This window comes from Roseateles asaccharophilus (assembly GCF_004362405.1).
Lineage (GTDB): Bacteria > Pseudomonadota > Gammaproteobacteria > Burkholderiales > Burkholderiaceae_C > Kinneretia > Kinneretia asaccharophila.
This window is the reverse complement of sequence record NZ_SNXE01000003.1, coordinates 387100-410422: the sequence shown is the minus strand read 5'-3', so window position 1 is coordinate 410422 and position 23323 is coordinate 387100. Positions and strand designations below refer to the sequence as shown.

26 protein-coding genes are annotated in these 23323 nt (G+C 67.2%); 15 read left to right on the top strand and 11 right to left on the bottom strand.

From position 1 onward, the window contains the following. Positions 1 to 100: 100 nt before the first annotated feature. The 5 genes from groL to DFR39_RS09745 all read right to left on the bottom strand — a co-directional run bounded on the left by groL (position 101) and on the right by DFR39_RS09745 (position 4704). A complete protein-coding gene (gene groL, locus DFR39_RS09765) occupies positions 101 to 1738 on the bottom strand; it encodes a chaperonin GroEL (RefSeq protein WP_133603359.1) in 1638 nt (545 codons plus the stop codon). A gap of 54 nt (positions 1739 to 1792) precedes the next feature. Beyond that, on the bottom strand, positions 1793 to 2083 hold the full coding sequence (groES, locus tag DFR39_RS09760; protein ID WP_133603442.1) for a co-chaperone GroES: 291 nt from the start codon (positions 2081 to 2083) through the stop codon (positions 1793 to 1795). Positions 2084 to 2259: 176 nt separating this feature from the next. After that, positions 2260 to 3165: a J domain-containing protein gene (locus DFR39_RS09755; protein ID WP_133603358.1), complete on the bottom strand. Its 906-nt coding sequence runs from the start codon at positions 3163 to 3165 to the stop codon at positions 2260 to 2262. Positions 3166 to 3212: 47 nt separating this feature from the next. Next, the gene (locus DFR39_RS09750) at positions 3213 to 4109 is read right to left on the bottom strand and encodes a LysR family transcriptional regulator (protein WP_133603357.1); all 897 of its coding nucleotides are present in this window, start codon (positions 4107 to 4109) and stop codon (positions 3213 to 3215) included. Between the two features lie 22 nt (positions 4110 to 4131). Next, a complete protein-coding gene (locus DFR39_RS09745; protein WP_133603356.1) occupies positions 4132 to 4704 on the bottom strand; it encodes a DUF1415 domain-containing protein in 573 nt (190 codons plus the stop codon). Between the two features lie 148 nt (positions 4705 to 4852). Here DFR39_RS09745 and DFR39_RS19830 point away from each other — a divergent pair, with 148 nt between their 5' ends. Next, the gene (locus tag DFR39_RS19830; protein WP_162849478.1) at positions 4853 to 5017 is read left to right on the top strand and encodes a hypothetical protein; all 165 of its coding nucleotides are present in this window, start codon (positions 4853 to 4855) and stop codon (positions 5015 to 5017) included. Here the strand turns inward: DFR39_RS19830 and DFR39_RS09740 are convergent. The 3 genes from DFR39_RS09740 to DFR39_RS09730 all read right to left on the bottom strand — a co-directional run bounded on the left by DFR39_RS09740 (position 5007) and on the right by DFR39_RS09730 (position 8534). After that, the gene (locus DFR39_RS09740) at positions 5007 to 6104 is read right to left on the bottom strand and encodes a M14 family metallopeptidase (protein WP_133603355.1); all 1098 of its coding nucleotides are present in this window, start codon (positions 6102 to 6104) and stop codon (positions 5007 to 5009) included. The two genes, DFR39_RS19830 and DFR39_RS09740, sit on opposite strands and share 11 nt — an antisense overlap. A 1-nt stretch (position 6105) precedes the next feature. Then, complete coding sequence (locus DFR39_RS09735) at positions 6106 to 7302, bottom strand: M20 aminoacylase family protein (protein WP_133603354.1); 1197 nt, start codon at positions 7300 to 7302, stop codon at positions 6106 to 6108. Positions 7303 to 7412: 110 nt separating this feature from the next. Beyond that, a complete protein-coding gene (locus tag DFR39_RS09730; RefSeq protein ID WP_133603353.1) occupies positions 7413 to 8534 on the bottom strand; it encodes an ABC transporter substrate-binding protein in 1122 nt (373 codons plus the stop codon). Positions 8535 to 8653: 119 nt separating this feature from the next. On the opposite strand from DFR39_RS09730, the gene DFR39_RS09725 reads away from it, so the two are divergent. The 3 genes from DFR39_RS09725 to DFR39_RS09715 are packed head-to-tail and all read left to right on the top strand — an operon-like array spanning position 8654 to position 12104. After that, positions 8654 to 10711, top strand: coding sequence for a molybdopterin-containing oxidoreductase family protein (locus DFR39_RS09725; protein WP_133603352.1), 2058 nt, complete (start codon positions 8654 to 8656; stop codon positions 10709 to 10711). Next, a complete protein-coding gene (locus tag DFR39_RS09720; RefSeq protein ID WP_133603351.1) occupies positions 10708 to 11769 on the top strand; it encodes an aminopeptidase in 1062 nt (353 codons plus the stop codon). Before DFR39_RS09725 ends, DFR39_RS09720 begins: the two co-directional genes overlap by 4 nt. After that, on the top strand, positions 11769 to 12104 hold the full coding sequence (locus DFR39_RS09715) for a polyhydroxyalkanoic acid system family protein (protein ID WP_133603350.1): 336 nt from the start codon (positions 11769 to 11771) through the stop codon (positions 12102 to 12104). Before DFR39_RS09720 ends, DFR39_RS09715 begins: the two co-directional genes overlap by 1 nt. A gap of 24 nt (positions 12105 to 12128) precedes the next feature. On the opposite strand, the gene DFR39_RS09710 is transcribed toward DFR39_RS09715, so the two are convergent. Then, complete coding sequence (locus DFR39_RS09710) at positions 12129 to 12380, bottom strand: acyl-CoA-binding protein (RefSeq protein ID WP_133603349.1); 252 nt, start codon at positions 12378 to 12380, stop codon at positions 12129 to 12131. A gap of 97 nt (positions 12381 to 12477) precedes the next feature. Here DFR39_RS09710 and DFR39_RS09705 point away from each other — a divergent pair, with 97 nt between their 5' ends. Continuing rightward, complete coding sequence (locus tag DFR39_RS09705) at positions 12478 to 13920, top strand: wax ester/triacylglycerol synthase family O-acyltransferase (RefSeq protein WP_246030767.1); 1443 nt, start codon at positions 12478 to 12480, stop codon at positions 13918 to 13920. 114 nt (positions 13921 to 14034) lie between these two features. Here the strand turns inward: DFR39_RS09705 and DFR39_RS09700 are convergent, their stop codons facing one another. Together DFR39_RS09700 and DFR39_RS09695 are read right to left on the bottom strand one after the other, a co-directional pair. Continuing rightward, a complete protein-coding gene (locus DFR39_RS09700) occupies positions 14035 to 14808 on the bottom strand; it encodes a tetratricopeptide repeat protein (RefSeq protein WP_133603348.1) in 774 nt (257 codons plus the stop codon). Between the two features lie 44 nt (positions 14809 to 14852). Continuing rightward, complete coding sequence (locus DFR39_RS09695) at positions 14853 to 15506, bottom strand: TetR/AcrR family transcriptional regulator (protein ID WP_133603347.1); 654 nt, start codon at positions 15504 to 15506, stop codon at positions 14853 to 14855. Between the two features lie 223 nt (positions 15507 to 15729). On the opposite strand from DFR39_RS09695, the gene DFR39_RS09690 reads away from it, so the two are divergent. The 10 genes from DFR39_RS09690 (at position 15730) to hisB (ending at position 23322) form a co-directional block, all read left to right on the top strand. Next, positions 15730 to 16644, top strand: coding sequence for an ABC transporter ATP-binding protein (locus tag DFR39_RS09690; RefSeq protein WP_133603440.1), 915 nt, complete (start codon positions 15730 to 15732; stop codon positions 16642 to 16644). Further along, a complete protein-coding gene (locus DFR39_RS09685) occupies positions 16641 to 17411 on the top strand; it encodes an ABC transporter permease (RefSeq protein WP_133603346.1) in 771 nt (256 codons plus the stop codon). Before DFR39_RS09690 ends, DFR39_RS09685 begins: the two co-directional genes overlap by 4 nt. Positions 17412 to 17438: 27 nt before the next feature. Beyond that, positions 17439 to 17735 (top strand): BolA family protein, encoded by a 297-nt coding sequence (locus tag DFR39_RS09680; RefSeq protein WP_133603345.1) that lies wholly within the window; start codon positions 17439 to 17441, stop codon positions 17733 to 17735. Between the two features lie 96 nt (positions 17736 to 17831). Continuing rightward, the gene (gene hisG / locus DFR39_RS09675) at positions 17832 to 18470 is read left to right on the top strand and encodes an ATP phosphoribosyltransferase (protein ID WP_133603344.1); all 639 of its coding nucleotides are present in this window, start codon (positions 17832 to 17834) and stop codon (positions 18468 to 18470) included. 7 nt (positions 18471 to 18477) lie between these two features. Further along, a complete protein-coding gene (hisD, locus tag DFR39_RS09670) occupies positions 18478 to 19797 on the top strand; it encodes a histidinol dehydrogenase (RefSeq protein WP_133603343.1) in 1320 nt (439 codons plus the stop codon). A gap of 54 nt (positions 19798 to 19851) precedes the next feature. Further along, positions 19852 to 20919, top strand: coding sequence for a dipeptidase (locus DFR39_RS09665; protein ID WP_133603342.1), 1068 nt, complete (start codon positions 19852 to 19854; stop codon positions 20917 to 20919). A 54-nt stretch (positions 20920 to 20973) separates the two neighbouring features. Then, a complete protein-coding gene (locus DFR39_RS09660) occupies positions 20974 to 21198 on the top strand; it encodes a CopG family transcriptional regulator (protein ID WP_133603341.1) in 225 nt (74 codons plus the stop codon). Next, the gene (locus tag DFR39_RS09655; protein WP_133603340.1) at positions 21195 to 21650 is read left to right on the top strand and encodes a PIN domain-containing protein; all 456 of its coding nucleotides are present in this window, start codon (positions 21195 to 21197) and stop codon (positions 21648 to 21650) included. The genes DFR39_RS09660 and DFR39_RS09655 overlap by 4 nt, the downstream gene beginning before the upstream one ends. Further along, positions 21635 to 22723 carry a histidinol-phosphate transaminase gene (gene hisC, locus DFR39_RS09650; RefSeq protein WP_133603339.1) on the top strand — a complete coding sequence of 363 codons (1089 nt, stop codon included), beginning with the start codon at positions 21635 to 21637 and terminating at the stop codon, positions 22721 to 22723. Before DFR39_RS09655 ends, hisC begins: the two co-directional genes overlap by 16 nt. Next, positions 22720 to 23322 (top strand): imidazoleglycerol-phosphate dehydratase HisB, encoded by a 603-nt coding sequence (gene hisB / locus DFR39_RS09645; RefSeq protein ID WP_133603338.1) that lies wholly within the window; start codon positions 22720 to 22722, stop codon positions 23320 to 23322. Before hisC ends, hisB begins: the two co-directional genes overlap by 4 nt. The last annotated feature ends 1 nt before the right edge of the window (position 23323 follow it).

The window sequence follows — 23323 nt, the reverse complement described above, 5'->3', positions numbered from 1 at the left end:
GGGGATGGCGAATTATGGTCCTGCCCCACGTCAAAAATGAAAAGGGGCCGCTTGCGCGGCCCCTTCATTCGAGCGTCTTGAGGTGTCGCTCGGGCAGGACTTACATGTCCATGCCCATGCCGCCCATGCCGCCGGGCATGGCGGGTGCAGCGGCCTCATCCTTCGGGGCCTCGGCAACCATGCACTCGGTGGTCAGCATCAGCGACGCGACGGAGGCGGCGTTCTGCAGGGCGGTGCGGGTGACCTTGGTGGGATCCAGGATGCCCATTTCGATCATGTCGCCGTAGGTGTCGTTGGCGGCATTGAAGCCGTAGTTGCCCGAACCAGCCAGCACAGCGTTCACGACGACGGAGGCTTCGCCGCCGGCGTTGTAGACGATCTCGCGCAGCGGGGCTTCGATGGCCTTCAGCACCAGCTTGATGCCGGCGTCTTGGTCAGCGTTGTCGCCCTTGATTTCGCCAGCCGCTTGCTTGGCGCGCAGCAGAGCCACGCCACCACCGGCCACGATGCCCTCTTCAACGGCGGCACGGGTGGCGTGCAGCGCGTCTTCCACGCGGGCCTTCTTTTCCTTCATCTCGACTTCGGTGGCAGCACCGACCTTGATGACGGCCACGCCGCCGGCCAGCTTGGCCACGCGCTCTTGCAGCTTCTCGCGGTCGTAGTCGCTGGTGGCTTCCTCGATCTGGATGCGGATCTGCTTGACGCGGGCTTCGATGTCGCCAGCAGCGCCGTTGCCGTCGATGATGGTGGTGTTTTCCTTGCCCACTTCGACGCGCTTGGCCTGGCCCAGGTCGGCCAGGGTCACCTTCTCCAGGCTCAGGCCCACTTCTTCAGCGATGACCTTGCCGCCGGTCAGGATGGCGATGTCTTCCAGCATGGCCTTGCGACGGTCGCCGAAGCCCGGAGCCTTGACGGCCACTACCTTCAGGATGCCGCGGATGGTGTTGACCACCAGGGTTGCCAGGGCTTCGCCCTCGACTTCCTCGGCAATGATCAGCAGCGGACGGCCGGCCTTGGCCACGGCTTCCAGCGTGGGCAGCAGGTCACGGATGTTGGACACCTTCTTGTCGTACAGCAGCACGAAGGGGTTGTCCAGGATCGCGGCTTGCTTTTCCGGGTTGTTGATGAAGTAGGGCGACAGGTAGCCGCGGTCGAACTGCATGCCTTCCACGACATCCAGCTCGTTGTTCAGGCTCTTGCCGTCTTCAACGGTGATCACGCCTTCCTTGCCGACCTTGTCCATCGCGTTGGCGATGATCTGGCCGACGTCGGCATCGCTGTTGGCCGAGATGGTGCCAACCTGGGCGATTTCCTTGGAGGTGGTGGTGGCCTTGGAGGCCTTCTTCAGCTCGGCGACCAGGGCTTGCACAGCCTTGTCGATGCCGCGCTTCAGGTCCATCGGGTTCATGCCGGCGGCCACGTACTTCATGCCTTCGCGCACGATGGCCTGGGCCAGCACGGTGGCGGTGGTGGTGCCGTCACCGGCGTTGTCGCTGGTCTTGGAAGCAACTTCCTTGACCATCTGGGCGCCCATGTTCTGCAGCTTGTCCTTGAGCTCGATCTCCTTGGCGACCGAGACACCGTCCTTGGTGACGGTGGGGGCGCCGAAGGAGCGCTCCAGCACCACATTGCGGCCCTTGGGGCCCAGGGTGACCTTGACGGCGTTGGCCAGGATGTTCACACCCTCGACCATGCGAGCACGAGCTTCGCCGCCGAAGACAACGTCTTTTGCTGCCATGTCTATTTCTCCGAAATCTGTATCTAGATGAGTGGGTTCTGTGCGTTGTGTCGCTTACTTGGCGACGACGGCGAACAGATCCTCTTCGCGCATCACCAGCAGCTCTTCGCCGTCAACCTTGACGGACTGGCCGCTGTACTTGCCGAACAGGACGCGGTCGCCCACAGCCACGTTCAGGGCCACGAAATCGCCCTTGTCATTGCGCTTGCCGGGGCCCACTGCCAGCACTTCGCCCTGGTCGGGCTTTTCGGCGGCGTTGTCGGGGATGACGATGCCGGAAGCGGTCTTGGTTTCGTTTTCCAGGCGCTTAACGATCACGCGATCGTGCAGAGGACGCAGTTTCATCACATCTCCTTGAGATTTCTCGGGGCTGGCGGACCGGCCCGGATTCGCACCGGTGCGGCTCGCCATGAATACCGTCCGCAGCCTGCTGACAGGCCTTGGCTCATTCGTTAGCACTCGGCTTTGGTGAGTGCTAGCAAGAGGATTATAGGGGCGAGCCCGCGGCTTTCAAGAGGGGGTCAGCAGCTGCCGGTTCGGCTGGGGGCGCCGCTCTGGCGGCCCACCCGCTGGTGCAGAAAGGCGCGCGCCAGGCTGGAGTCCGGCTTGAGGCGGGCGCTGATGTAGAGCTCCTTGCGGCGCTCGACCACCTGGGCGCGCAGCTGCATGACCATGGTGGCCAGCGGATCCAGGCCGCGGGCTTCGGCCTGCTCCACGCTGCGCCAGAGCCGGTACATGCCGGTGCCGCTGAGGGCCTCCAGATAGTCGTTGACCAGGCGCAGACGCTGTTGCACCAGGTTCTCGCAATGAGCCAGCCAGTTGCGCAGGGCCTGGGCCTGACCGCCGCAGACCTTGAGTACATCCTCGCCCGCCGCCACCAGCATGGCTTCTAGGCGCCAGCGCTCGCCGGCCGCGTAGGCGGCGTTCACGGCCATCATCAGCTGTTCGCGCTCCCGCCGCTCGGCGTCGTTGGCTGCGCGGTCGGGGTGTATGCGCATGGCGGCCCGTCGGTACAGCATCTTGAGCGTGGGTGGGGCCCATTGCGCGATGTCCACGCCCACCGGCACGGGGGGCAGGGCGGTGGCTGGCGGCAGGCCCTCCAGGCGCGCCAGCTGAGCCATGCGGGGCCGCTGGGCCTCGGGCAGCCGACCGGCCGTGAGGGGCCCGGCTTCAGGCAGCCCGAGCTCTATGCCCTGGCGCAGCAGGGATCCCAGCAGGGCCTCGGTGCTGCGCTGCAACTGCGCCTCCAGCGCATCCAGCTCCTGGTAGAGCGCGCCCACGGCCGCCTGGTAGCGCTGGGCAAACGCCTGCAGGCCCAGGCGCTGCCGCTCGAAGTCTCGCTCTTGCTCCGCCAGATAGCGCCGCAGATCCTGAAGCGCCGCATGGCGGCGCTCCAAATCATGGCGGGTGATGAGCGGGCCGTTCATGCTGCGGATTCTGCCCGCAATCCCGCGGGGCCAAGGGGCCGGTGGGGCTATTCCTGCGCGGCCTCATGGCGGGCCGCTTCCAGCATCCGAACCACGAGCGGGTGGTGCATGCCACGCCGCGAGCGGAGGGCGTGGATCTCTTCATGCAGACCGTCGCTGCACCCCAGCAGCTTGAGGCCGCGCATGCTGGCCAGGTCCGCGGCCCCCAGGGCCGTCACCGGGAACACCCCCATGCCCTGGGCAGCAAACAGGCTCAGCAGGGCGCTGTCCTCGAACTCGCCCACGATGCAGGGTTGTATGCCGCGGGCTTCAAACCAGCGGTCGATGCGCGCGCGCAGCGCGGCATGCGAGGTGGGCAGCAGCAGGGGCAGGCGACCCAGGCAGGCCGGGAAGTCCTCGATATGGGCGCGGTTGATCAGGGCCGTGGGGCCGTACCAGTCCACACGCGAGACCATCAGTCGCTCGCTGCTCAGCCGCAGATTGGAGTTCGGTGTGGGCGCTTGGCAGGCCAGCACCACATCCAGCCGGTGCATCGCCAGCTCGCTGAGCAGTTGCTCCACCTCGCCTTCATGGCAGACCAGGCGCAGCGACGGCGTGTTCAGCACGGGCTGCAGCAGGCGATGCGCGGCCAGCTTGGACAGGCCATCCGACATGCCCACCGCCAGACGCACAAACTGACCCGAGGCCGCTGCTGCCGCCTCTTCGGGTATCAGGGCGCCCAGCTGGAAAATTTCCTCCGCCCGGGCCAGCACGGCCTGCCCGGCCTCGGTCACGCCCACGCCGCGGCCCACCGGCTTGAGCAGCTGGTGGCCCAGGTCCTGCTCCAGCGCCTTGACCTGGGCACTGATGGTCTGGATGGCCATGTCCAGGCGCTCGGCGGCGCGGGCAAAGCCCCCCTCCTTGGCCACGACCCAGAAGTAGTAGAGATGGCGGTAGTTCAGCATGCGGTGCCGGTGCGGGAGAGGGTCAGCTTCTGGTCTTGAGGCCCAGGGCCTGCCAACCCTCCAGCCCCAGCTTCTCCAGGGTCTGGATATTGGCCTCGTAGATGCTGTCGGTGTCCTCCATGGTCTCCACCGCCCGCTCGATGCTGGACTCGCGCAGCAGATGCAGGGTGGGGTAGGGGGAGCGGTTGCTGTAGTTGCTGATGTCCTCGACCTCGGTGCCCTCGAACTGGTAGTCCGGATGGAAGGAGGCCACCTGCAGCAGACCGTCCAGCTCCAGGTCTTCCACCAGGGCGTCGGCGGCGCCGAGGAAGTCATTGAAGTCCAGGAAGTCGTTCAGCACCTGCGGGTGGATCAGCAGCGTGGTCTCGATCTCCTCGGGGTCGCTGCGGCGCAGCAACAGCAGCTCGTGCGCCAGCTCCTTGAGCAGGGCCTCGGGCGTGGCGGCCTCGCTCACCACATAGCGCAGGCGCTGGTTCACATGCACGCTCTTGGCGAAGGGGCAGAGGTTCAGACCGATCACGGCCTTCTCCAGCCACAGCTGGGTTTCGGCCTGCACCTGGTCGGCCGTTGGGAGGTTGGATGGGTGTTCGCTCATATGCCAAGCCTAGCAGGCCGCCCGCGCGTGTTTGCGGCCGGGCGGTGTGTGCAGGTCTATGCTGCGCAGCACAATATCTTGAGTTCTGGCGCCGAGACGGTGCTCAACTGGGGTATGGTCGGGGATTGTCAAACCGAGAAAGCTCTTTATGGCCAAGCCGAACTACCAGTTCGAGAAGCGACAGCGAGAGCTCGCCAAGAAGAAGAAGAAGGACGAGAAGGCCCAGCGCAAGTCGGCCGCCTCGCCCATGGACGGCCAGCCCCTGCCGCCCTCCGGTCCGCCGGCCGCGAACGAGGCCGTGATCAGCGACTAGACGCCAGGCCGATCAGGGCCTGACGGGCCGCGACGGCGGCCTGTTCCACCAGCTGCTGCTTCCAGTCCTCGCGATCCACATAGAAGGCATCGCGAATCTGGCGTTTGATCGTGGCCGCCAGCTCGGCCGGCGCCTCCGGATGGGCCTCCAGCCAATGGTCGGCACGCAACGCATCGACCACCTGGGACCAGGGCACGGTGCCGTACTCCAGGGCAATGCCCGTGTAGGTGGCCGAGGGACAGGCCTCGTGGATGGCATTCCACATCAGCCCTTGCAGCGGGGCGGAGCTGGAGCTGCCGTCGTAAATGGAGGTCACCTCCGGTCCCCACCACTGGCGGGCGCGGGCAATCGCGGTGGCGTCGTCGCGGCCGGCCCAGATGCGCTCGCCATGACCGCAGGGGCCCAGGCCCGTGTGCAGGTCGATCCAGGCGATGTGCTGCGCACCCTGGCCCTGTTCGGCCAGCACATGGCGCAGGGTCACATTGCTCCAGGTCGGGGCATGGCCACCGTAGAACAAGCCCAGCTCATGCGTGTACTGACCGCTGCTCACGGCGGTCTGGAGCCCACGCTCGCCGTGACGGTCGGCATAGTCGCGCAGCACGGCCTCGTCGGCCGAGCTGGGTGGCCAGTGGGTCGGCAGCAGCGCGGACGCGATTTCCTCGTAGCCCGGGTTGGCCGGCAAGGCGGCGTGGTGGGCGAAATCATGGAAGTTGCGGTTGAGATCCACCCCCTCCTGGGTGACACGGCGCCAGAAGGAAAAGCCATGCGGGTTGAGCGCGTGGATGTAGAGCACGGCCAGATCGCGCTGGGCTTGCAGCGTTTCGTGCCACCTCGGGTCGCGCAGCAGGGCCGTCTGGATGCCCGAGCCGCAAAAGCCCTCCACGCCATGACAGGCGCTGCTGATGATGAGCAGACGCCGGGCATCGCGCGGTCCCTGACGCAGCACATCCATGGCCAGGCGCTCGCCATCCCGCCCCAGCAGCGGATGCCAGTGCGGCTCGACATCCAGGTGGGCGGCCTCGGCCGCGGCCAGGAACTTCTGGCGCGCCTCGGCATAGCTCTGCGCGAAATGGGCGGCGGCGCTCATCTCAGGGCTTGGGCGAGTTGAGCCAGGTCTCGGCCATGCGCACCCACATGGAGCCGCCCAGGGGGATCAGCTCGTCATTGAAGTCGTAGCTGGGGTTGTGCAGCATGCAGGGGCCCATGCCGTGACCGCCCTCGCGGTGGCTGCCATCGCCATTGCCGATCAGGAAGTAGCAGCCGGGCTTTTCCAGCAGGTAGTAGCTGAAGTCCTCGGCGCCCATGGTGGGCTCGAACTCATGCACGTTGTGCGCACCCACCATATCGCCGAGCACCGAGCGCACGAACTCGGTCTCCTTGGGATGGTTGGTGGTGGGCGGGTAGTTACGGCTGAACTCGAACTCCACCGTGGCCTCGAAGGCCTGGGCCGTGGCCTCGGCGATTTGCCGCATGCGGCGCTCGATCAGGTCCAGCACTTCGATCGTGAAGGTGCGCACCGTGCCCTGGATCTCGCAGCTGTCGGGCACCACATTGGTGGCCTCGCCGGTGTGGATCATGGTCACCGAGATCACGCCGGCATCGATGGGGCGCTTGTTGCGGGTGATGATGGTCTGGAAGGCCTGCACCATCTGGCAGGCCACCGGCACCGGGTCGATGCCGTTGTGTGGCAGGGCGGCGTGCGAGCCCTTGCCGCGGATGGTGATCTTGAACTCGTTGCTGGACGCGAAGACGGGGCCGCTCTTCACGGCGAACTGGCCGGCCGCCATGCCGGGCCAGTTGTGGGCGCCGAACATGGCTTCCATGGGGAACTTCTCAAAGAGGCCGTCCTTGATCATCTCGCGGGCGCCACCGCCGCCTTCCTCGGCGGGCTGGAAGACCAGGTAGACGGTGCCGTCGAAGTTGCGGTGCTTGGCCAGATGCTTGGCCGCGGCCAGCAGCATGGCGGTGTGGCCGTCATGACCGCAGGCGTGCATCTTGCCCGGGTGCTTGCTGGCGTGGGCGAAGTGGTTGTGCTCGGTCATGGGCAGGGCGTCGATGTCGGCGCGCAGACCCACGGCGCGATCCGACGTACCGTTCTTGACGATGCCCACCACCCCGGTCTTGCCCAGACCGCGATGCACGGGAATACCCCATTCGGTGAGCGCACGGGCGATCAGATCAGCGGTGCGTTCTTCCTCGAAACACAGCTCCGGATGGGCGTGGATGTCGCGTCGCAGGGTGGCGATGCTGGGGGCATCGGCCAGGATGGAATCGATCAACTTCATGGCGGCACTCCGTAAAAAGAGCGGCCCGCGCAGGGCAGCGGGCCGCCGTTCGTCTTGAGTTTACCCGTGGGGTTGTGGCGCTGCAGGCGCCGCCGCGGGGCCGCAGCGCCTTAGCGCCGGACCTTGCCGTCGCCCGTCAGCATCGACAGCTCGACAAAGCTGGACGCCTCGCGACGGCCGGGCGCAAATCGCACGCTGAAGCCGCCCGCGTTGTAGTTGCCCATGGACTCCAGGGCGTTGACCAAACCGTCCCGGCTGGGCTTGGCCATGCGGCGCAAGCCCTCGCACAGTACCTTGGCGGCCAGATAGCCCTCGATGCTGGTGTAGTTGGGCTTGAGCGTGCCGCCCGCACGCTGCAGGGCGGCCTGGTACTCGGCCACCACGCCGGTGGCGGTGCCGAAGGGGTAGGGCATGACCTGGCTGACCACCACGCCCGAGGCTTCCTTGCCCAGCTCGTCCAACAGGGCCTGCGTACCGACGAAGGAGACGTTGTAGAACACGCCGCCATAGCCGGCCTTGCGGGCCTCGCGGATGAAGGCGGCGCAGCTCTTGTAGGCACTGACCAGGACGATGCCATCAGGCTGGGCCGCGACCAGGGTCTTGACCGCGGCCGCCACGTTCACGCTGTTGCGCTCCACGGTGGCCACACCCTGGGGGGCCAGCTTGCGGGCCAGCAAGGCCTTCTGCACGCCGTCCAGGCCGGCACGGCCATAGGCATCGTTCTGATGGAAAACGGCAATCTTGTTCAGCCCCAGCTGGGTCATCTGCTTGACGATCAGGGCAGTCTCGTCGCCGTAAGAGGCGCGCAGATGGAAGACCCAGCGATTGACCGGCTCGCGCAGGGCCTCGGCACCCGTGAGCGGTGCGAAGAAGGGCAGCCTGTGCTGGTTGACCAGGGGCAGGGCGGCCAGGGCGGTGGGCGTGCCCACATAGCCGAACAGGGCCAGCACATCCTCGGCGATGAACTTCTCGGTATTGGCCTTGCAGCGATCGGGCTCGTAGCCGTCGTCCAGGGTCTGCAGCTCGATGGGCAGGCCGTTGATGCCGCCGGCGGCATTGACCCCGTCAAAGAAGAGCTTGGCGCCCGCCTGCATCTGCAGGCCCAGTTGGGCGGCCGGCCCGGTCAGCGGGCAGGACTGGCCCAGCACGATGCGCCGCCGCTCCTGGGCCCGTGCCCACAAGGGGGCCAGGGCCAGGCTGGCAAGGGCGCTGAGGCTTTGTCGACGACGCAAGTGAACTCTCCGGATGGCAAGCAATAATGGCTTGAATTGTGCTCGCCACCCCGTGTTTCGCGTTGCCGCAGGGTCGGCAAGCCGGCTCTGCGTCGGGCACCCTATGCAATAGTTCACGCATGAATCCTGCTGTTACCGTCGCCACCCGCATCGTCAAAGGTGCTTGTCCACACGATTGCCCGGATACCTGCGCCCTGCGCATCACGGTGGAGGAGGGGCGGGTGATCAAGGTCCAGGGCCAGGCCGATCACCCCAGCACGCATGGTGCGCTGTGCACCAAGGTCTCGCGCTACCCGGAGCGCACCTACCACCCCGAGCGCCTGCTCCAGCCCCTGAAGCGCATCAGCGCCAAGACCGAGGCGCCGCGCTTCGTGCCGGTGAGCTGGGATGAGGCCCTGGACGATATCGCCGCGCGCCTGAAGGCGATTGCGGCGCGTGACCCCGAGGCCATCCTGCCCTACAGCTATGCAGGCACCATGGGCCTGCTGCAGGGCGAGGGCATGGCAGCGCGCTTTTTCAACAAGCTGGGTGCCTCGCGCCTGGAGCGCACCATCTGCGCCTCGGCCGGCGCCGCGGCCCTGAACGCCACCTATGGCAACCGCGTGGGCATGCACCTGCCCTTCTTCGCGGAGAGCCGGCTCATCCTGATCTGGGGCAGCAACTCGATTGCCTCCAATCTGCATTTCTGGACCTATGCCAACAAGGCCAAGCGCGAGGGCGCCAAGCTGATCTGCATCGACCCGCGCAAGACCGAGACCGCGGACAAATGCCATCAGCACATCGCCCTGCTGCCCGGCACCGACGGCGCCCTGGCCCTGGGCCTGATGCACGAGCTGATCCACAACGACTGGCTGGACCATGACTACCTCGGCCGCCATGTGGAGGGCTGGGAGGAGCTGCGCGCCAAGGCCCTGGCCTGGCCGCCCGAACGCGTGGCCGAGGTCTGCGGCATCAGCCCGGACGAGGTGCGCGGCCTGGCGCGCGACTACGGCCAGCGCCATGCGCTCGAGGCGCCCGCCGCCATCCGCCTGAACTACGGCATGCAGCGCGTGCGTGGCGGCGGCAATGCGGTGCGCCTGATTGCCTTGCTGCCCTGCCTGACCGGCGCCTGGCGCCACCGCGCGGGCGGCCTGCTGCTCTCCAGCTCCGGCTGGTTCGCGGCCTACAAGAACACCGCCGCCCTGGACCGGCCCGAGCTGCTGGCCGGGCGCCAGCCGCGCAGCATCAATATGAGCACCATCGGCGACGATCTGCTGCGCGAGAGCAGCGCGGACTTCGGCCCCAGGATCGAGGCCCTGATCGTCTACAACAGCAACCCGGTGGCGGTGGCGCCGGAGTCGCCCAAGGTGGTCAAGGGCTTCCAGCGTGCCGACCTCTTCACCGTGGTGCTGGAGCACTTCATGACCGACACGGCCGATCTGGCCGACTATGTGCTGCCCGCCACCACCCAGCTGGAGCATCTGGATGTGCACACCAGCTACGGCCATACCGATGTGCTGATCAACCACCCGGCCGTGGCCCCGCTGGGCGAGGCCAAGCCCAATACCCAGATCTTCCGCGAGCTGGCCGCCCGCATGGGCTTTACCGAGCCCTGCTTCGCCGAGAGCGACGAGCAGCTGGCCCGCCAGGCCTTCACGGCCGAGATCGATTTCGAGGCCCTGGCCGCGCAGGGCTGGCAGAGCCTGCCGCTGAAAGAAGCGCCCTTTGCCGAGGGCGGCTTCTTCACGCCCAACGGCAAGGCCCAGGCCGGCGGGGCCGACTATGTGCCCAACTACGAGAGCGCCCGCTCCACGCCCGAGCTGGCACGGCGCTTCCCGCTGGCCATGATCTCGCCGCCGGCGCGCAACTTCCTCAATTCATCATTCGTCAACGTCAAGAGCCTGCGCGATATCGAGGGCGAGCCCCTGCTGGAGATCCACGCCAGCGATGCCGCGGCGCGCGGTCTGGCCGATGGCAGCCTGGTGCGCGTGTTCAACGAGCGCGGTAGCTACCACTGCACGGCCCGCATCAGCGAGCGGGCGCGGCCCGGCGTGGTCAACGGCCTGGGCGTGTGGTGGCGCAAGCTCGGCCCGCGCGGCAGCAATGTCAATGAAGTGACCCACCAGCGCCTCACCGATCTGGGCCAGGCGCCCAGCTTCTACGACTGCCTGGTCGAGGTGGAGTCCGCGGGCGCATGAAGCGGGCCTCGCGGGCCTTGCGGGTTGGTCTGGCCGGGCTGGCAGGCCTCTCGGCCCTGCTGCTCTCGGGCTGCGCTCAGATCGGCTATCTGGGCCAGGCGGCCTCGGGCCATCTGCGTCTGGTGGGCGCGGCCCAGCCGGTGGAGCGCCTGCTGCAGGACCCGGCCCTGGCGCCCGAGCTGCGCGAGCGCCTGCGCCTGAGCCAGCGCATCCGTGACTTCGCCTCGCGCGAGCTGGCCCTGCCGGACAACGCCAGCTACCGCCGCTATGCGGACCTGGGGCGCGGCGCGGCGGTCTGGAATGTGGTGGCCGCGCCGGAGCTGGGCCTACAGCTCAAGACCTGGTGCTATCCGGTGATGGGCTGCGCGGGCTACCGCGGCTTCTTTGAACGGGCCGAGGCCGAGGCCTTTGCGGCGGCCTTGCGGCGCGAGGAGGGCCTGGACGTGCTGGTCTATGGCGTGCCGGCCTACTCCACCCTGGGCTGGAGCTGGCTGTTTGGTGGCGACCCCCTGCTCAACACCTTCATCCACTATCCCGAGGGCGAGCTGGCGCGCCTGGTCTTCCACGAGCTGGCCCATCAGGTGGCCTATGCGGCGGACGACACCGAGTTCAACGAGGCCTTTGCCACGGCCGTGGAGCGTCTGGGCGTGCAGGCCTGGCTGGCGGCCGAGGGCGATGCCGCGGCGCGCGAGCAGTACCGCCGCCACCAGGAGCGGCGCGAGCGCTTCCGCGCCTTGACCCAGGACTACCGCGCCCAGCTTCAGACCCTGTACGCGGGGCCGCTGGACGAGGCCGCCAAGCGCGCGGCCAAGGCCGAGCTCTTTGCCCGGCTGCGGGCCGAGCCCGAGCTGCAGCCCGCCTATGCCGGCTGGCTGGCTGGCGCCAACAATGCCAGCTTGGCCATCCAGGCGGCCTATCTGGGCCTGGTGCCGGACTTCGAGGCCTTGTTCGAGCGCTGCGGGCGCGACTGGCCGCGTTTTTACGCCGAGGTCCGGCGTCTGGCAGACTTGCCCAAGGCGCAGCGTCGCCAACAACTCAGCACGAGGAGCAGCCCCTGATGGCCGATATCAAGATTCACCGCGAGCATGATCTGGGCCTGTCGCGCGCCCGCGAAATCGCCTGGGCCTGGGCCGAGCAGGCCGAGTCCAAGTTCGACATGTCCTGCACCGTGCTGGAGGGCAAGACCAGCGACACCGTGGAGTTCGTGCGCTCGGGCGTGAAGGGCCAGCTGATCGTGGCACCCGACCACTTTGAGCTGGAGGCCAAGCTGGGCCTGCTGCTGGGCGCCTTCAAGGGCCAGATCGAGCGCGAGATCGAGGGCGCGCTGGACGCGCTGCTGGCGGCCGAGCCGACGAAGAAAAAAGGCGCTGGCAAGAAGAGCAAGGCGGGCTGAGCGCCCGCCTTGATGGGGTGCTGATTACTTCAGAGACTCGATGAGGTCGATGTATTGCTGCATCGCCTCCTCGCTGCTGGTGCCCTTGAGGCCGGCCCAGGCGTCGTACTTGGCGCGGCCCACCATATCGGTGAAGCCCGGGCGCGAGCCCTCGACATCGCCGCTGCTGGCCTGCTTGAAGAGCGCGTAGATCTTCAGCAGGGTCATATTGTCCGGACGCTCCGGCAGGTTCTTGGAGTCGGCAACGGCGGCTTCGAACTGGTCCTTGAGGCTCATCATGTCTCCCGGGGGATGGGCTTGGTGTTGATCGGTATGGACGGCGGCGATGTTACCCAGCATTGTCTGGGGACGGTACTCTAGAAGACCACGCGAGATGCAGAACAAGGAGACGGGTTTGGCCGCACAGCTCGAACGCATGTCACGGGTGGACACCGCCTGGCTGCGCATGGACACCGAAGCCAATCTGATGATGATCGTCGGGGTCTGGGTCATGCGGCCGCGCCTGTCGCTGGCCGCCTTGCGCGAGCGGGTGGAAGCGCGCTTGCTGCAGTACACCCGCTTTCGCCAGAAGGTGGTGGAAGACGCCCTGGGCGCGCAATGGGTGGAGGACGAGGACTTCGACATCGGCCGCCATGTGCAGGCCGAGATCCTGCTGCCGCTGCGCGGGCAGTCGGCCGAGTCGGCGCTGCAGGCCCGGGTGGGCGAGCTGGCCGCCACGCCTCTGGATACGGCGCATCCCCTGTGGCAGATCCAGCTGGTGGAGGACTACGAGGACGGCGCCAGCGCCCTGATCGTGCGCATCCATCACTGCATTGCCGATGGCATTGCCCTGATCTCGGTGATGTTGTCCATCACCGACGGCGGCAAGGCGCCGCCGCGGCGCCAGCAGCAGCCCCAGGACGACCATGACTGGTTGAGCGACGCCCTGCTGCGCCCCCTGAGCAATGCCAGCATCAAGGCCATACGCCTGGCCGGCGCCGGCGCGGGCCTGGGACTGCAGACCCTGGTGAACCCGCCGGACCCGCTGGACGGATCCCTGGAGGTGGCGCGCATGGGCTATCAGGCGGTGAGCGATATCGCCGCCTTTGCCCTGATGCCCGACGACTCGCACACCTCGCTCAAGGGCAAGCCCGGCAAGCGCAAGCAGGTGGCCTGGGCCGAGCTGCTGCCACTGGATGCCGTCAAGGCGGTGGGCAAGGGCCTGGGCGCCTCGGTCAATGATGTGCTGCTGTCCTGCGTGGCCGGCGCCCTGGGGCGCTATCTGAGCGAGCGGGGCGAGGACCCCGCGGGCAAGGAGATCCGGGTCATGGTGCCCGTGAATCTGCGCTCGCAGGAGAAGGCGCACCAGCTGGGCAACCAGTTCGGTCTGGTGCCTCTGGTGCTGCCCATCGGCATTGCCAATCCGGTGGAGCGGCTCTATGCGGTCAAGGCGCGCATGCAGGAGCTCAAGGGCAGCTTCCAGCCGGTGCTGGCCTTTGGCCTGCTCTCGGTGGCCGGCCTGCTGATCAAGCCGGTGCAGCACGCCATGCTCAATGTCTTTGCCCGCAAGGCCACGGCGGTGATGACCAATGTGCCGGGTCCGGCCCAGCCGCTGAAGTTCTGCGGCTCGACCGTGGAGCGGGTGATGTTCTGGGTGCCCCAGTCCGGCGATATCGGCCTGGGCGTCTCGGTGCTGACCTATGCCGGCCAGGTGCAGTTCGGCCTGATTGCCGATGCCCAGCTCTGCCCCGACCCGGCGGCCGTGGTGCGTGGCTTTGCCCCCGAGTTCAACACCCTGCTGACCCTCACCCTCATGCTGCCTTGGGGCGAGGACTGACCGAGCCCGGCCCGGTGGGCCGGGCGACGCGGTCCGAGCGCCGACCCATGTCCTGCATGGGGCGGCCGGGGCAGGACTGACCGAGCCCGGCCCGGTGGGCCGGGCGACTACGTTTTATTCTTCCAGCTCTTCCCGCGCCAGCTCCACGTCCAGGTATTCCATGGCATCCATGGGCTGGCAGGCCGCGGCATCGGCATACAGGGCCTCGGCTTCCTTGAGGCGCTTGTCGCCCTCCAGCATGACCAGGCCGTTGGCGCGCTCGATCATGGCGATGGCGCTGCCCGGGTTGAGCTTGAGCGCCTGCTCGAACATCTTGAGGCCGGTGGCGGTGTCGGCGCCCTGGGTCTTGCCCAGCAGCTTGCCCACCTTGTCGATCACCTCGGCATGGAAGGCGCCCAGGGCGATATGGGCGTCTGCATGCTTGGGTGCCAGCTGGATGGTGGTTTCCAGCGCGGTCTTGACCTTGCTGCCCAGACCCTGGGCCAGGGCCTTGGCCACGCTGATGCCCTGACCGTAGCGGCCGATGGCATAGGCCTGCCAGTACCAGGCGTTGGCGTTCTTGGGTTCCTCGGCCTGCTGGGCCTCGGCCCGCTCGGCCACGGCCAGGAACATCTCCAGCTTGGTCTTTTCCTTCTTTTCCAGGTAGTTGGCGTAGATGGCCTGGGCCTTGTTGGCCACGGTGATGCCGGCCGAGCCGGCGGCCAGACCGGCTTCGTGCGCCTGTTGGAACTCGCCGGCATGAAAGTGGATCCAGGCCTGCTGCACCGCCGTGTCCTTGGGCCAGGGCTCGGCATCACCGGCATGCAGGCGGGCCCAGTGCTTCTTCAGCGAGGCGGCGTCGTAGCGGAAGGCGCTGTTGTCGTAGGGGAAGGCGGTCCACTTGGCCATGCTGTCAGTCTCCTTGTCGGGCCGTGAGGGCGGGGTATCTGGGCTTAGCGGTACTTCTCGGCCAGGCCCAGCAGATGCTCGCGTGAACCCGGCTCCAGATAGGGCAGCAGCAGGCTCAGTACATGGAAGGCACCGCGCATCAGGGCAGCACCGGCGCGGTCGGGTTCCAGGGCGTGACGTGGGTCGCGCACATATTCATAGCTCAGCCAGTAGCTCTGCAAGACCACCATGGAGTCGGCCAGGGGGCCGGCCTCGCGCGGGTCCAGGCGCGGGATGGCCCCGCCCAGCTGCAGGCCCGAGAGCAGGGCGCGCATGGCCTGCCCCTTGCGCTCCAGCAGTTCCTTGAAGTGGGTTTCCAGCTTGCGGTTCTTGCTGAGCAGATCGTTGAGGTCGCGGTAGAGGAAGCGGTGCTTCCAGACCAGCTCGATCAGCATGTGCAGAAAAAGCCAAGCGTCCTCCACATGCCGCACATTGTCCGAGGCACCCAGCAGCTGGTTGAGCTCGCGCTCATAGGCCCCGAACAGGGCATTGATCAGCTCGTCCTTGGCCGGGTAGTGATAGTAGAGATTGCCCGGGCTGATGTTCAGCTCGGCCGAGATCAGCGTGGTCGAGACATTGGGTTCGCCGAAGCGATTGAACAGATCCAGCGTGACTTCGAGGATGCGCTCGGCGGTACGGCGCGGTTTCTTGACGACCATGGGCGCCGATTCTGGCATCAAGCGCCGGGGCTTCCCAGCCTGCGGAGGCCGGAAGCCGTCTTTTTGTTGTGATCTGTGCTCATCCTCAAGCGTGTTGGCGCAAGAAAGAGGCAGATCATGGCGAGCCGTCTCGAACAGCGCCTAAAAGGCTTGCTTCGGCAGCCGGTGGTCGGCCTCCCTACAATCCGCCGCCATCATGCCCATGCCAACACCTGCGTCCGGTCTGCCGGCCATCTCCTTCCAGAACGTCAGCAAGACCTACCGGGGCGGCTCGGTGCGCGCCCTGGACGGCGTGTCCTTCGACATCCAGCCCGGCGAGTTCTTCGGTCTGCTGGGCCCCAATGGCGCGGGCAAGACCAGCCTGATCTCCATCCTGGCCGGCCTGTCCCAGGCCAGCGGCGGCAGCGTCAAGGTGATGGGCCACGATGTGGTGGCCGACTATGCCGCCGCCCGCCGCGCCCTGGGCATCGTGCCCCAGGAGCTGGTGTTCGATCCCTTCTTCAGCGTGCGCGAGGCCCTGGAGATCCAGAGCGGCTATTTCGGCGTCAAGGGCAATGGCGCCTGGATCGATGAGCTGCTGGAGAACCTGGGCCTGGCCGACAAGGCGAAAGCCAATATGCGCCAGCTCTCGGGCGGTATGAAGCGCCGCGTGCTGGTGGCCCAGGCCCTGGTGCACCGGCCGCCGGTCATCGTGCTGGACGAACCGACCGCGGGCGTGGATGTGGAACTGCGCCAGACGCTGTGGGCCTTTATCGCGCGCCTGAACCGCGAGGGCCACACGGTGCTGCTCACCACCCACTATCTGGAAGAGGCCGAGGCCCTGTGCCACCGCATCGCCATGCTCAAGCTGGGCCGGGTGGTGGCGCTGGACCGCACCAGCGACCTGCTCTCGGGCCGGGCCTCCACCATGCTGCGCTTCAAGACCGATGCGGCCCTGCCGCCGGCACTGGCCGCGCAGTCGCGCGTGACCGGTCGCATCGTGCAGATCAAGGCGCATGACGCCGCCGAGGTGGAGACCATGCTGGCCACCCTGCGCGCCGCCCAGGTGCCGGTGGAAGACCTGGAGATTGGCCGTGCCGATCTGGAAGACGTGTTCCTGGAAATCATGAATGGCGCAGAACAAGGAGTGGGTGCATGAGCGCCATCAAATTGCAGGGCGCTCGGACGCTGTTCTACAAGGAAGTGCTGCGTTTCTGGAAGGTGAGCTTCCAGACCGTGGCCGCACCGGTGCTCACCGCCGTGCTCTATCTGCTGATCTTCGGCCATGTGCTGGAAGACCACGTGAAGGTCTATGACGCGGTGGGCTACACCAGCTTCCTGATCCCGGGCCTGGTGATGATGAGCGTGCTGCAGAACAGCTTTGCCAACAGCTCGTCCAGCCTGATCCAGAGCAAGATCACCGGCAATCTGGTCTTTCTGCTGGTCACGCCGCTCTCGCACTGGGCCTGGTTCATGGCCTATGTGGGCGCCTCGGTGGTGCGCGGCCTGGCCGTGGGCACGGGCGTGTTCCTGGTGACGGTGTGGTTTGCGCCGCCCAGCTTTGCCGAGCCGTGGTGGATCCTGGTGTTCGCGGCCCTGGGCGCGGGCATGCTGGGCGCCCTGGGCCTGATCGCCGGCCTCTGGGCCGAGAAGTTCGACCAGATGGCGGCCTTCCAGAACTTCATCATCATGCCCATGACCTTTTTGTCGGGCGTGTTCTATTCCATCAAGTCGCTGCCGCCCTTCTGGCAGGGCATCAGCCATCTGAACCCCTTCTTCTACATGATCGACGGCTTCCGCCGGGGCTTCTTCGGCATCAGCGATGTCTCGCCCTGGCTCAGCCTGGCCATCGTGGGCACGGCCTTTGTGGTGGTCTCGGCCATCGCGCTGGAGCTGCTGCGCAGGGGCTACAAAATCCGCGGCTAAACACCTGCCGCTAGAATGCCGACCATCATGGCCGATCCCACCCCCGCCGAAGTCCAGCAATACATTGCCGATGGCCTGCGCTGCGAGCAGCTGCAGGTGGAAGGCGACGGCCGGCACTTCTTCGCCACCATCGTCTCCACCGAGTTCGAGGGGCTGAACCGGGTGCGCCGTCATCAACGGGTCTACCAGGCCCTGGGCGACCGCATGCGTGAGCAGATCCACGCGCTGTCCATGAAGACCCTGACGCCGGCCGAATGGACGGTGTCCTCTCAGCCTTCTCCCGCCGAAGCCGCGACCGCGCCGGCGGCCCATCACCATCCCTGAACACCCCATCCGTCTAGGCGGATGGCGGTGATGCGCCGCGCCTGCTGGTGACTCGCTGCCGTCCTCCTCCCCCGAGCAGAAGGACGACAAGCAATCATGATCACCCTGGCGCTGTCCAAAGGCCGCATCTTCGAAGAAACCCTGCCGCTGCTGAAGGCCGCCGGCATCGAGGTGCTCGAAGACCCCGAAACCTCGCGCAAGCTCATCCTGCCCACCAACCGCGAGGATGTGCGCGTGGTGCTGGTGCGCGCCTCCGACGTGCCCACCTATGTGCAGTACGGCGGTGCCGACCTGGGCGTGGCCGGCCGTGATGTGCTGATCGAGCATGGCCTGGCCGGCATGTACCAGCCCCTGGACCTGAACATCGCCAAATGCCGCATGAGCGTGGCGGTGCGCGCCGACTTCGACTACGAGAGCGCCGTCAAACAGGGCTCGCGCCTGCGCGTGGCCACCAAGTACACCCAGATTGCCCGCCAGCACTTTGCCGACAAGGGCGTGCACGTGGACCTGATCAAGCTCTACGGCTCCATGGAGCTGGCGCCGCTGACCGGCCTGGCCGATGCCATCGTGGACTTGGTCTCCACCGGCAGCACCCTGCGCGCCAACAAGCTGGTGGAGGTGGAGCGCATCATGGACATCTCCTCCCGCCTGGTGGTCAACCAGGCCTCGCTCAAGCTCAAGCGCGCGCCGCTGCGCGCGCTGATCGACGCCTTTGCCACCGCCATTCCGAAGTGAGATCGCGATGACGACCCCTCTCAATCTGCGCCAGCTGAGCACCGCCAGCCCCGAGTTCGAAGCCGAGTTCCAGCGCGTGCTGCACTGGTCTGCCGAGACCGATGCCGCCATCGAGACCCGCGTGGCCGAGATCCTGGCCGATGTGCGTGCCCGCGGCGATGCCGCGGTGCTGGAGTACACGGCCCGCTTCGACGGCGTGTCGGCCGAGCAGCTGGGCGCGCTGGAGCTCACCCGCGAGGAACTCAATGCGGCCTTCGAGGCCATCACCCTGGCCCAGCGCCAGGCCCTGGAGGCCGCCGCCGCCCGGGTGCGCAGCTACCACGAGAAGCAGAAGGCTGCCTGCGGCCAGAGCTGGAGCTACCGCGACGAGGACGGCACCCTGCTGGGGCAAAAGGTGACCCCGCTGGACCGCGTGGGCATCTATGTGCCGGGCGGCAAGGCAGCCTATCCCAGCAGCGTGCTGATGAACGCCATCCCGGCCCAGGTGGCCGGCGTGCCCGAGATCGTGATGGTCGTTCCCACCCCGCGTGGCGAGAAAAACCCCCTGGTGCTGGCCGCCGCCTATGTGGCGGGCGTGCACCGCGCCTTCACCATCGGTGGCGCCCAGGCCGTCGCGGCCCTGGCTTATGGCACGGCCACCGTGCCGCGCGTGGACAAGATCACCGGCCCGGGCAATGCCTATGTGGCCAGCGCCAAGAAGCATGTGTTCGGCCAGGTGGGCATCGACATGATTGCCGGCCCCAGCGAGATCCTGGTGCTGGCCGATGGCACGACCCCGCCGGACTGGGTGGCCATGGACCTCTTCAGCCAGGCCGAGCATGACGAGCTGGCGCAGAGCCTCCTGCTTTGCCCCGATGCTGACTACATCGCCCGCGTGCGCGAATCCATCGAGCGCCTGCTGCCCACCATGCCGCGCGCCGCGGTGATCCGTGCCTCGCTGGAGGGCCGTGGCGCCCTGATCCAGACCCGCTCCATGGACGAGGCTTGCTCGATATCAAACCGCATCGCGCCCGAGCATCTGGAGGTGTCCAGCCGCGAGCCGCATCGCTGGGAGCCCCTCTTGCGCCATGCCGGCGCCATCTTCCTGGGCGCCTACACCAGCGAAAGCCTGGGCGACTACTGCGCCGGCCCCAACCATGTGCTGCCCACCTCGGGCACCGCGCGCTTCTCCTCGCCCCTGGGCGTCTACGACTTCCAGAAGCGCAGCAGCCTGATCGAGGTCAGCGAGGCCGGCGCCCAGGTGCTGGGGCCCATCGCCGCCGAGCTGGCCTATGGCGAAGGGCTGCAGGGGCATGCGCGGGCGGCGGAGATGCGGCTGCGGCGCTAGAAGGCTGTGGCCAGGATCGCCTGCCTCCATGAGTGCACGAAAGGACACCGACCGATGTCTCGCTTGATGGTGAATATGCAGGCCAGCCTGGCCAACCCGAATGTGGCGCTTGAGGCGGCGAAGCGAGGCGATCTCAAAAGCATCCCCGCGGGGGCGACCGGGCGCATCGACACGCGGGCGCTGGGGGATCTGGCTCGCTCGGGCCTGTCGGCCGTCTGCGTCACGGTGGGACATGTCGCGGGGCCTGGCGACCCGGTGGCAAAGACGCACTTGGAGCTGCAGGACTGGGCCGCTTTCCTGGCCGCGCACAGCGAAGACGTCCAGCTGCTCGCGTCGGCGAGCGATCTGACGGCCGCCTGCAGCCATGGTAGGCCGGGTGTGATTCTGGGCTTCCAGAACACGGACATGCTGGCCGGCGATCTGTCGTCCATCTCGGGCTACGCCCAGCTGGGCGTGCGTGTCATGCAGCTGACCTACAACGGCGCCAATGCCGTGGGCCATGGCTGCCTCAGCGCGGACGATGTGGGGCTCAGCTCCTTTGGTCGGGAGGCGCTACGGGTGATGAGCGAGTGTGGCGTGCTGGTTGACCTGAGCCATGCCGGCGCGATCACATTGCGCTCGGCGCTCGAGGTCAGCGCCAAGCCGCTGGCCATCTCGCACAGCGCCTGTCGTTCTCTGGTCGACAACCCGCGCAATGTGTGGGACGAGGACCTGCGTCGACTGGCCGACCGTGGCGGCGTGGTTGGTATCTATGCCATGCCCTTTCTCCGTGCCGGCGGTCAGCCGGATGCGGATGACTGGCTGCGGCACATCGAACACGCCTTGAATGTGGCCGGCACCGACCATGTCGGCATTGGCACCGATGGAACGATTACGCCCGTCGACGACCTGGCCACCTACCTGCACTATGTGAACGAGGCCATCGAGCAGCGCCGGGCGGCGGGGATTGCCGCGCCCGGTGAGGAACCCGGTGTGGCCCTGTTCCTGCCCGATCTCACAGGCCCGAGTCAATTCGAGCGCCTGGCGGAGCGCTTGCGCCAGCGCGGTCACGCCGCCGCCACGGTGGACAAGGTGCTGGGTGGCAACTGGGCGCGCCTGCTGGGCGAGGTCTGGCCAAGTTGATGAAGTCACACGAAATTCGTGCAACACGAACTTCGTGTTAAATTGCGGTCCATCATGAAGAACGTGACCGTGACCATGGAAGACAGCGTGGCCGAATGGGCCCGGCTGGAAGCGGCGCGGCGCAATACCAGCGTCTCGCGCCTGGTGGGCGAGATGCTGGCCGAGAAGATGCGCTCGGATGACGCTTACGAGCGGGCGCTGCAGGACTGGTTGCACCGCGAGCGCACCTGGGCTTCGGACGGCCAGCCCTACCCGAGCCGCAGCGAGGCGCCCCGGTGAGCGGCAGCGGCCTCGTCTTCGTGGACACCTCGGTGCTCATCCTCAGCGAGGATGGTGCCCGCCCGGCCGAGCGTGCCCGCGCCCTGGGCTGGCTGATGAGCCTGTGGCAGCAGCGCGCCGGCCGCGTGTCCACCCAGGTGCTCAACGACTTCTACCGCCAGGTCACCACCCGCATCCAGCCGCCCATGCCCAATGGCGATGCGCGTGCCGAGGTGCGGCGCTACCAGCGCTGGAACCCCTGGGCCGTGGACCACGCCACCGTGGAGTCGGCCTGGTCCATTGAAAGCCGCTTCGGCCTGGCCTATGCCGATGCACTGATCGTGGCCGCCGCCAAGGCCCAGGGCTGCGAGCGCCTGCTGAGCCTGGAGCTGCCCCACGCGGCGCAGTACGACAGCGTGCAGATCCTGAACCCCTTGCTCATGGAGCCCCCCAGCACATGGACCCGAGACTGAACCCGGCCCTGGCCCGCATCCGCGAGGATGTGCGCGCCACCCAGGCCTATGCGGTGCAGAGCGCCGCCGGCCTGATCAAGCTGGACACCATGGAGAACCCCTTCCGCCTGCCCGAGGCGCTGCAGCAGCAGCTGGGCGAGCGCCTGGGGCGGGTGGCCATCAACCGCTACCCGGCCGAGCGCACGCAAGACCTGGCTCGCGCCCTGGCCGCCCATGCCGGCATGCCCGCGGGCTGCGGCATCACCCTGGGCAATGGCTCGGACGAGATCATCACCATGCTGACCATGGCGGTGAGCCGCCCCGGCGCGAAGATCCTCTCGCCCCTGCCCAGCTTCGTGATGTACGGCATCTCGGCGCGCTACCAGGGCCTGGACTTCGTGGGCGTGCCGCTCACGCCCGACTTCGAGCTGGACGAGGCCGCCATGCGGGCCGCAATCGAACAGGAGCGGCCCGCGCTCATCTACCTGGCCTACCCGAACAACCCCACCGGCAATCTCTGGGACGCCGCCGTGATCGAGCGCCTGGTGCAGGCCGCGGGCGCGGTGGGCAGCCTGGTGGTGATGGACGAGGCCTACCAGCCCTTTGCCGAGCGCGATGCGATGGGCCTGCTGGCCCAGTACGCCCATGTGCTGGTGATGCGCACCATGAGCAAGTTCGGCCTGGCCGGCGTGCGCATCGGCTACCTGATGGGCGAACAGAGCCTGATCGCCGAGATCGACAAGATCCGCCCGCCCTTCAATGTGGGCGTGCTCAATGCCGAGGCCGGCCTCTTCGCCCTGGAACATGCCGAGGTCTATGCCGAGCAGGCCCGTGTGCTGCGCGCCGAGCGCGAGCGCGTGATGGCCGCCCTGCAAGCCCTGCCCGGCGTGCAACCCTTTCCGAGCCAGGGCAATATGATCCTGGCGCGGGTGGCCGACGCGGCCGCGGCCTTTGCCGGTGTGAAGGCGCGCGGTGTGCTGATCAAGAACGTTTCGGCCATGCACCCCCTGCTGGCCAACTGCCTGCGCCTGACCATCGGCACGCCGGAAGAAAACACGGCCATGCTGGCCGCCCTGCAAGAGAGTCTGCAATGAGCACGCAAGCCCCCCGCATCGCGGAAGTCAGCCGCAATACCAAGGAAACCCAGATCCGTGTGCGCGTCAATCTGGACGGCACGGGCGAGGCCAAGCTGAACACCGGCATCGGCTTCTTCGACCATATGCTGGACCAGATCGCGCGCCACGGCCTGATCGATCTGGAGATCGAGGCCCAAGGCGATCTGCACATCGACGGCCACCACACGGTGGAAGACGTGGGCATCACGCTGGGCATGGCGGTGGCCCAGGCCATCGGCGACAAAAAGGGCCTCACCCGCTACGGCCACAGCTATGTGCCGCTGGACGAGGCGCTCTCGCGCGTGGTGATCGATTTCTCGGGCCGCCCGGGTCTGGAGATGGACTGCAAGTTCACCGCCGGCGCCATCGGCGCCTTCGACACCCAGCTCACCTACGAGTTTTTCCAGGGCTTTGTGAACCACGCCCTGGTGAGCCTGCATGTGGACAATCTCAAGGGCCACAATGCCCACCACCAGTGCGAGACCATGTTCAAGGCCTTTGGCCGCGCGCTGCGCATGGCCATGACCCTGGACCCGCGCAGCGCGGGCGTGATTCCGTCCACCAAGGGAAGCCTCTGAC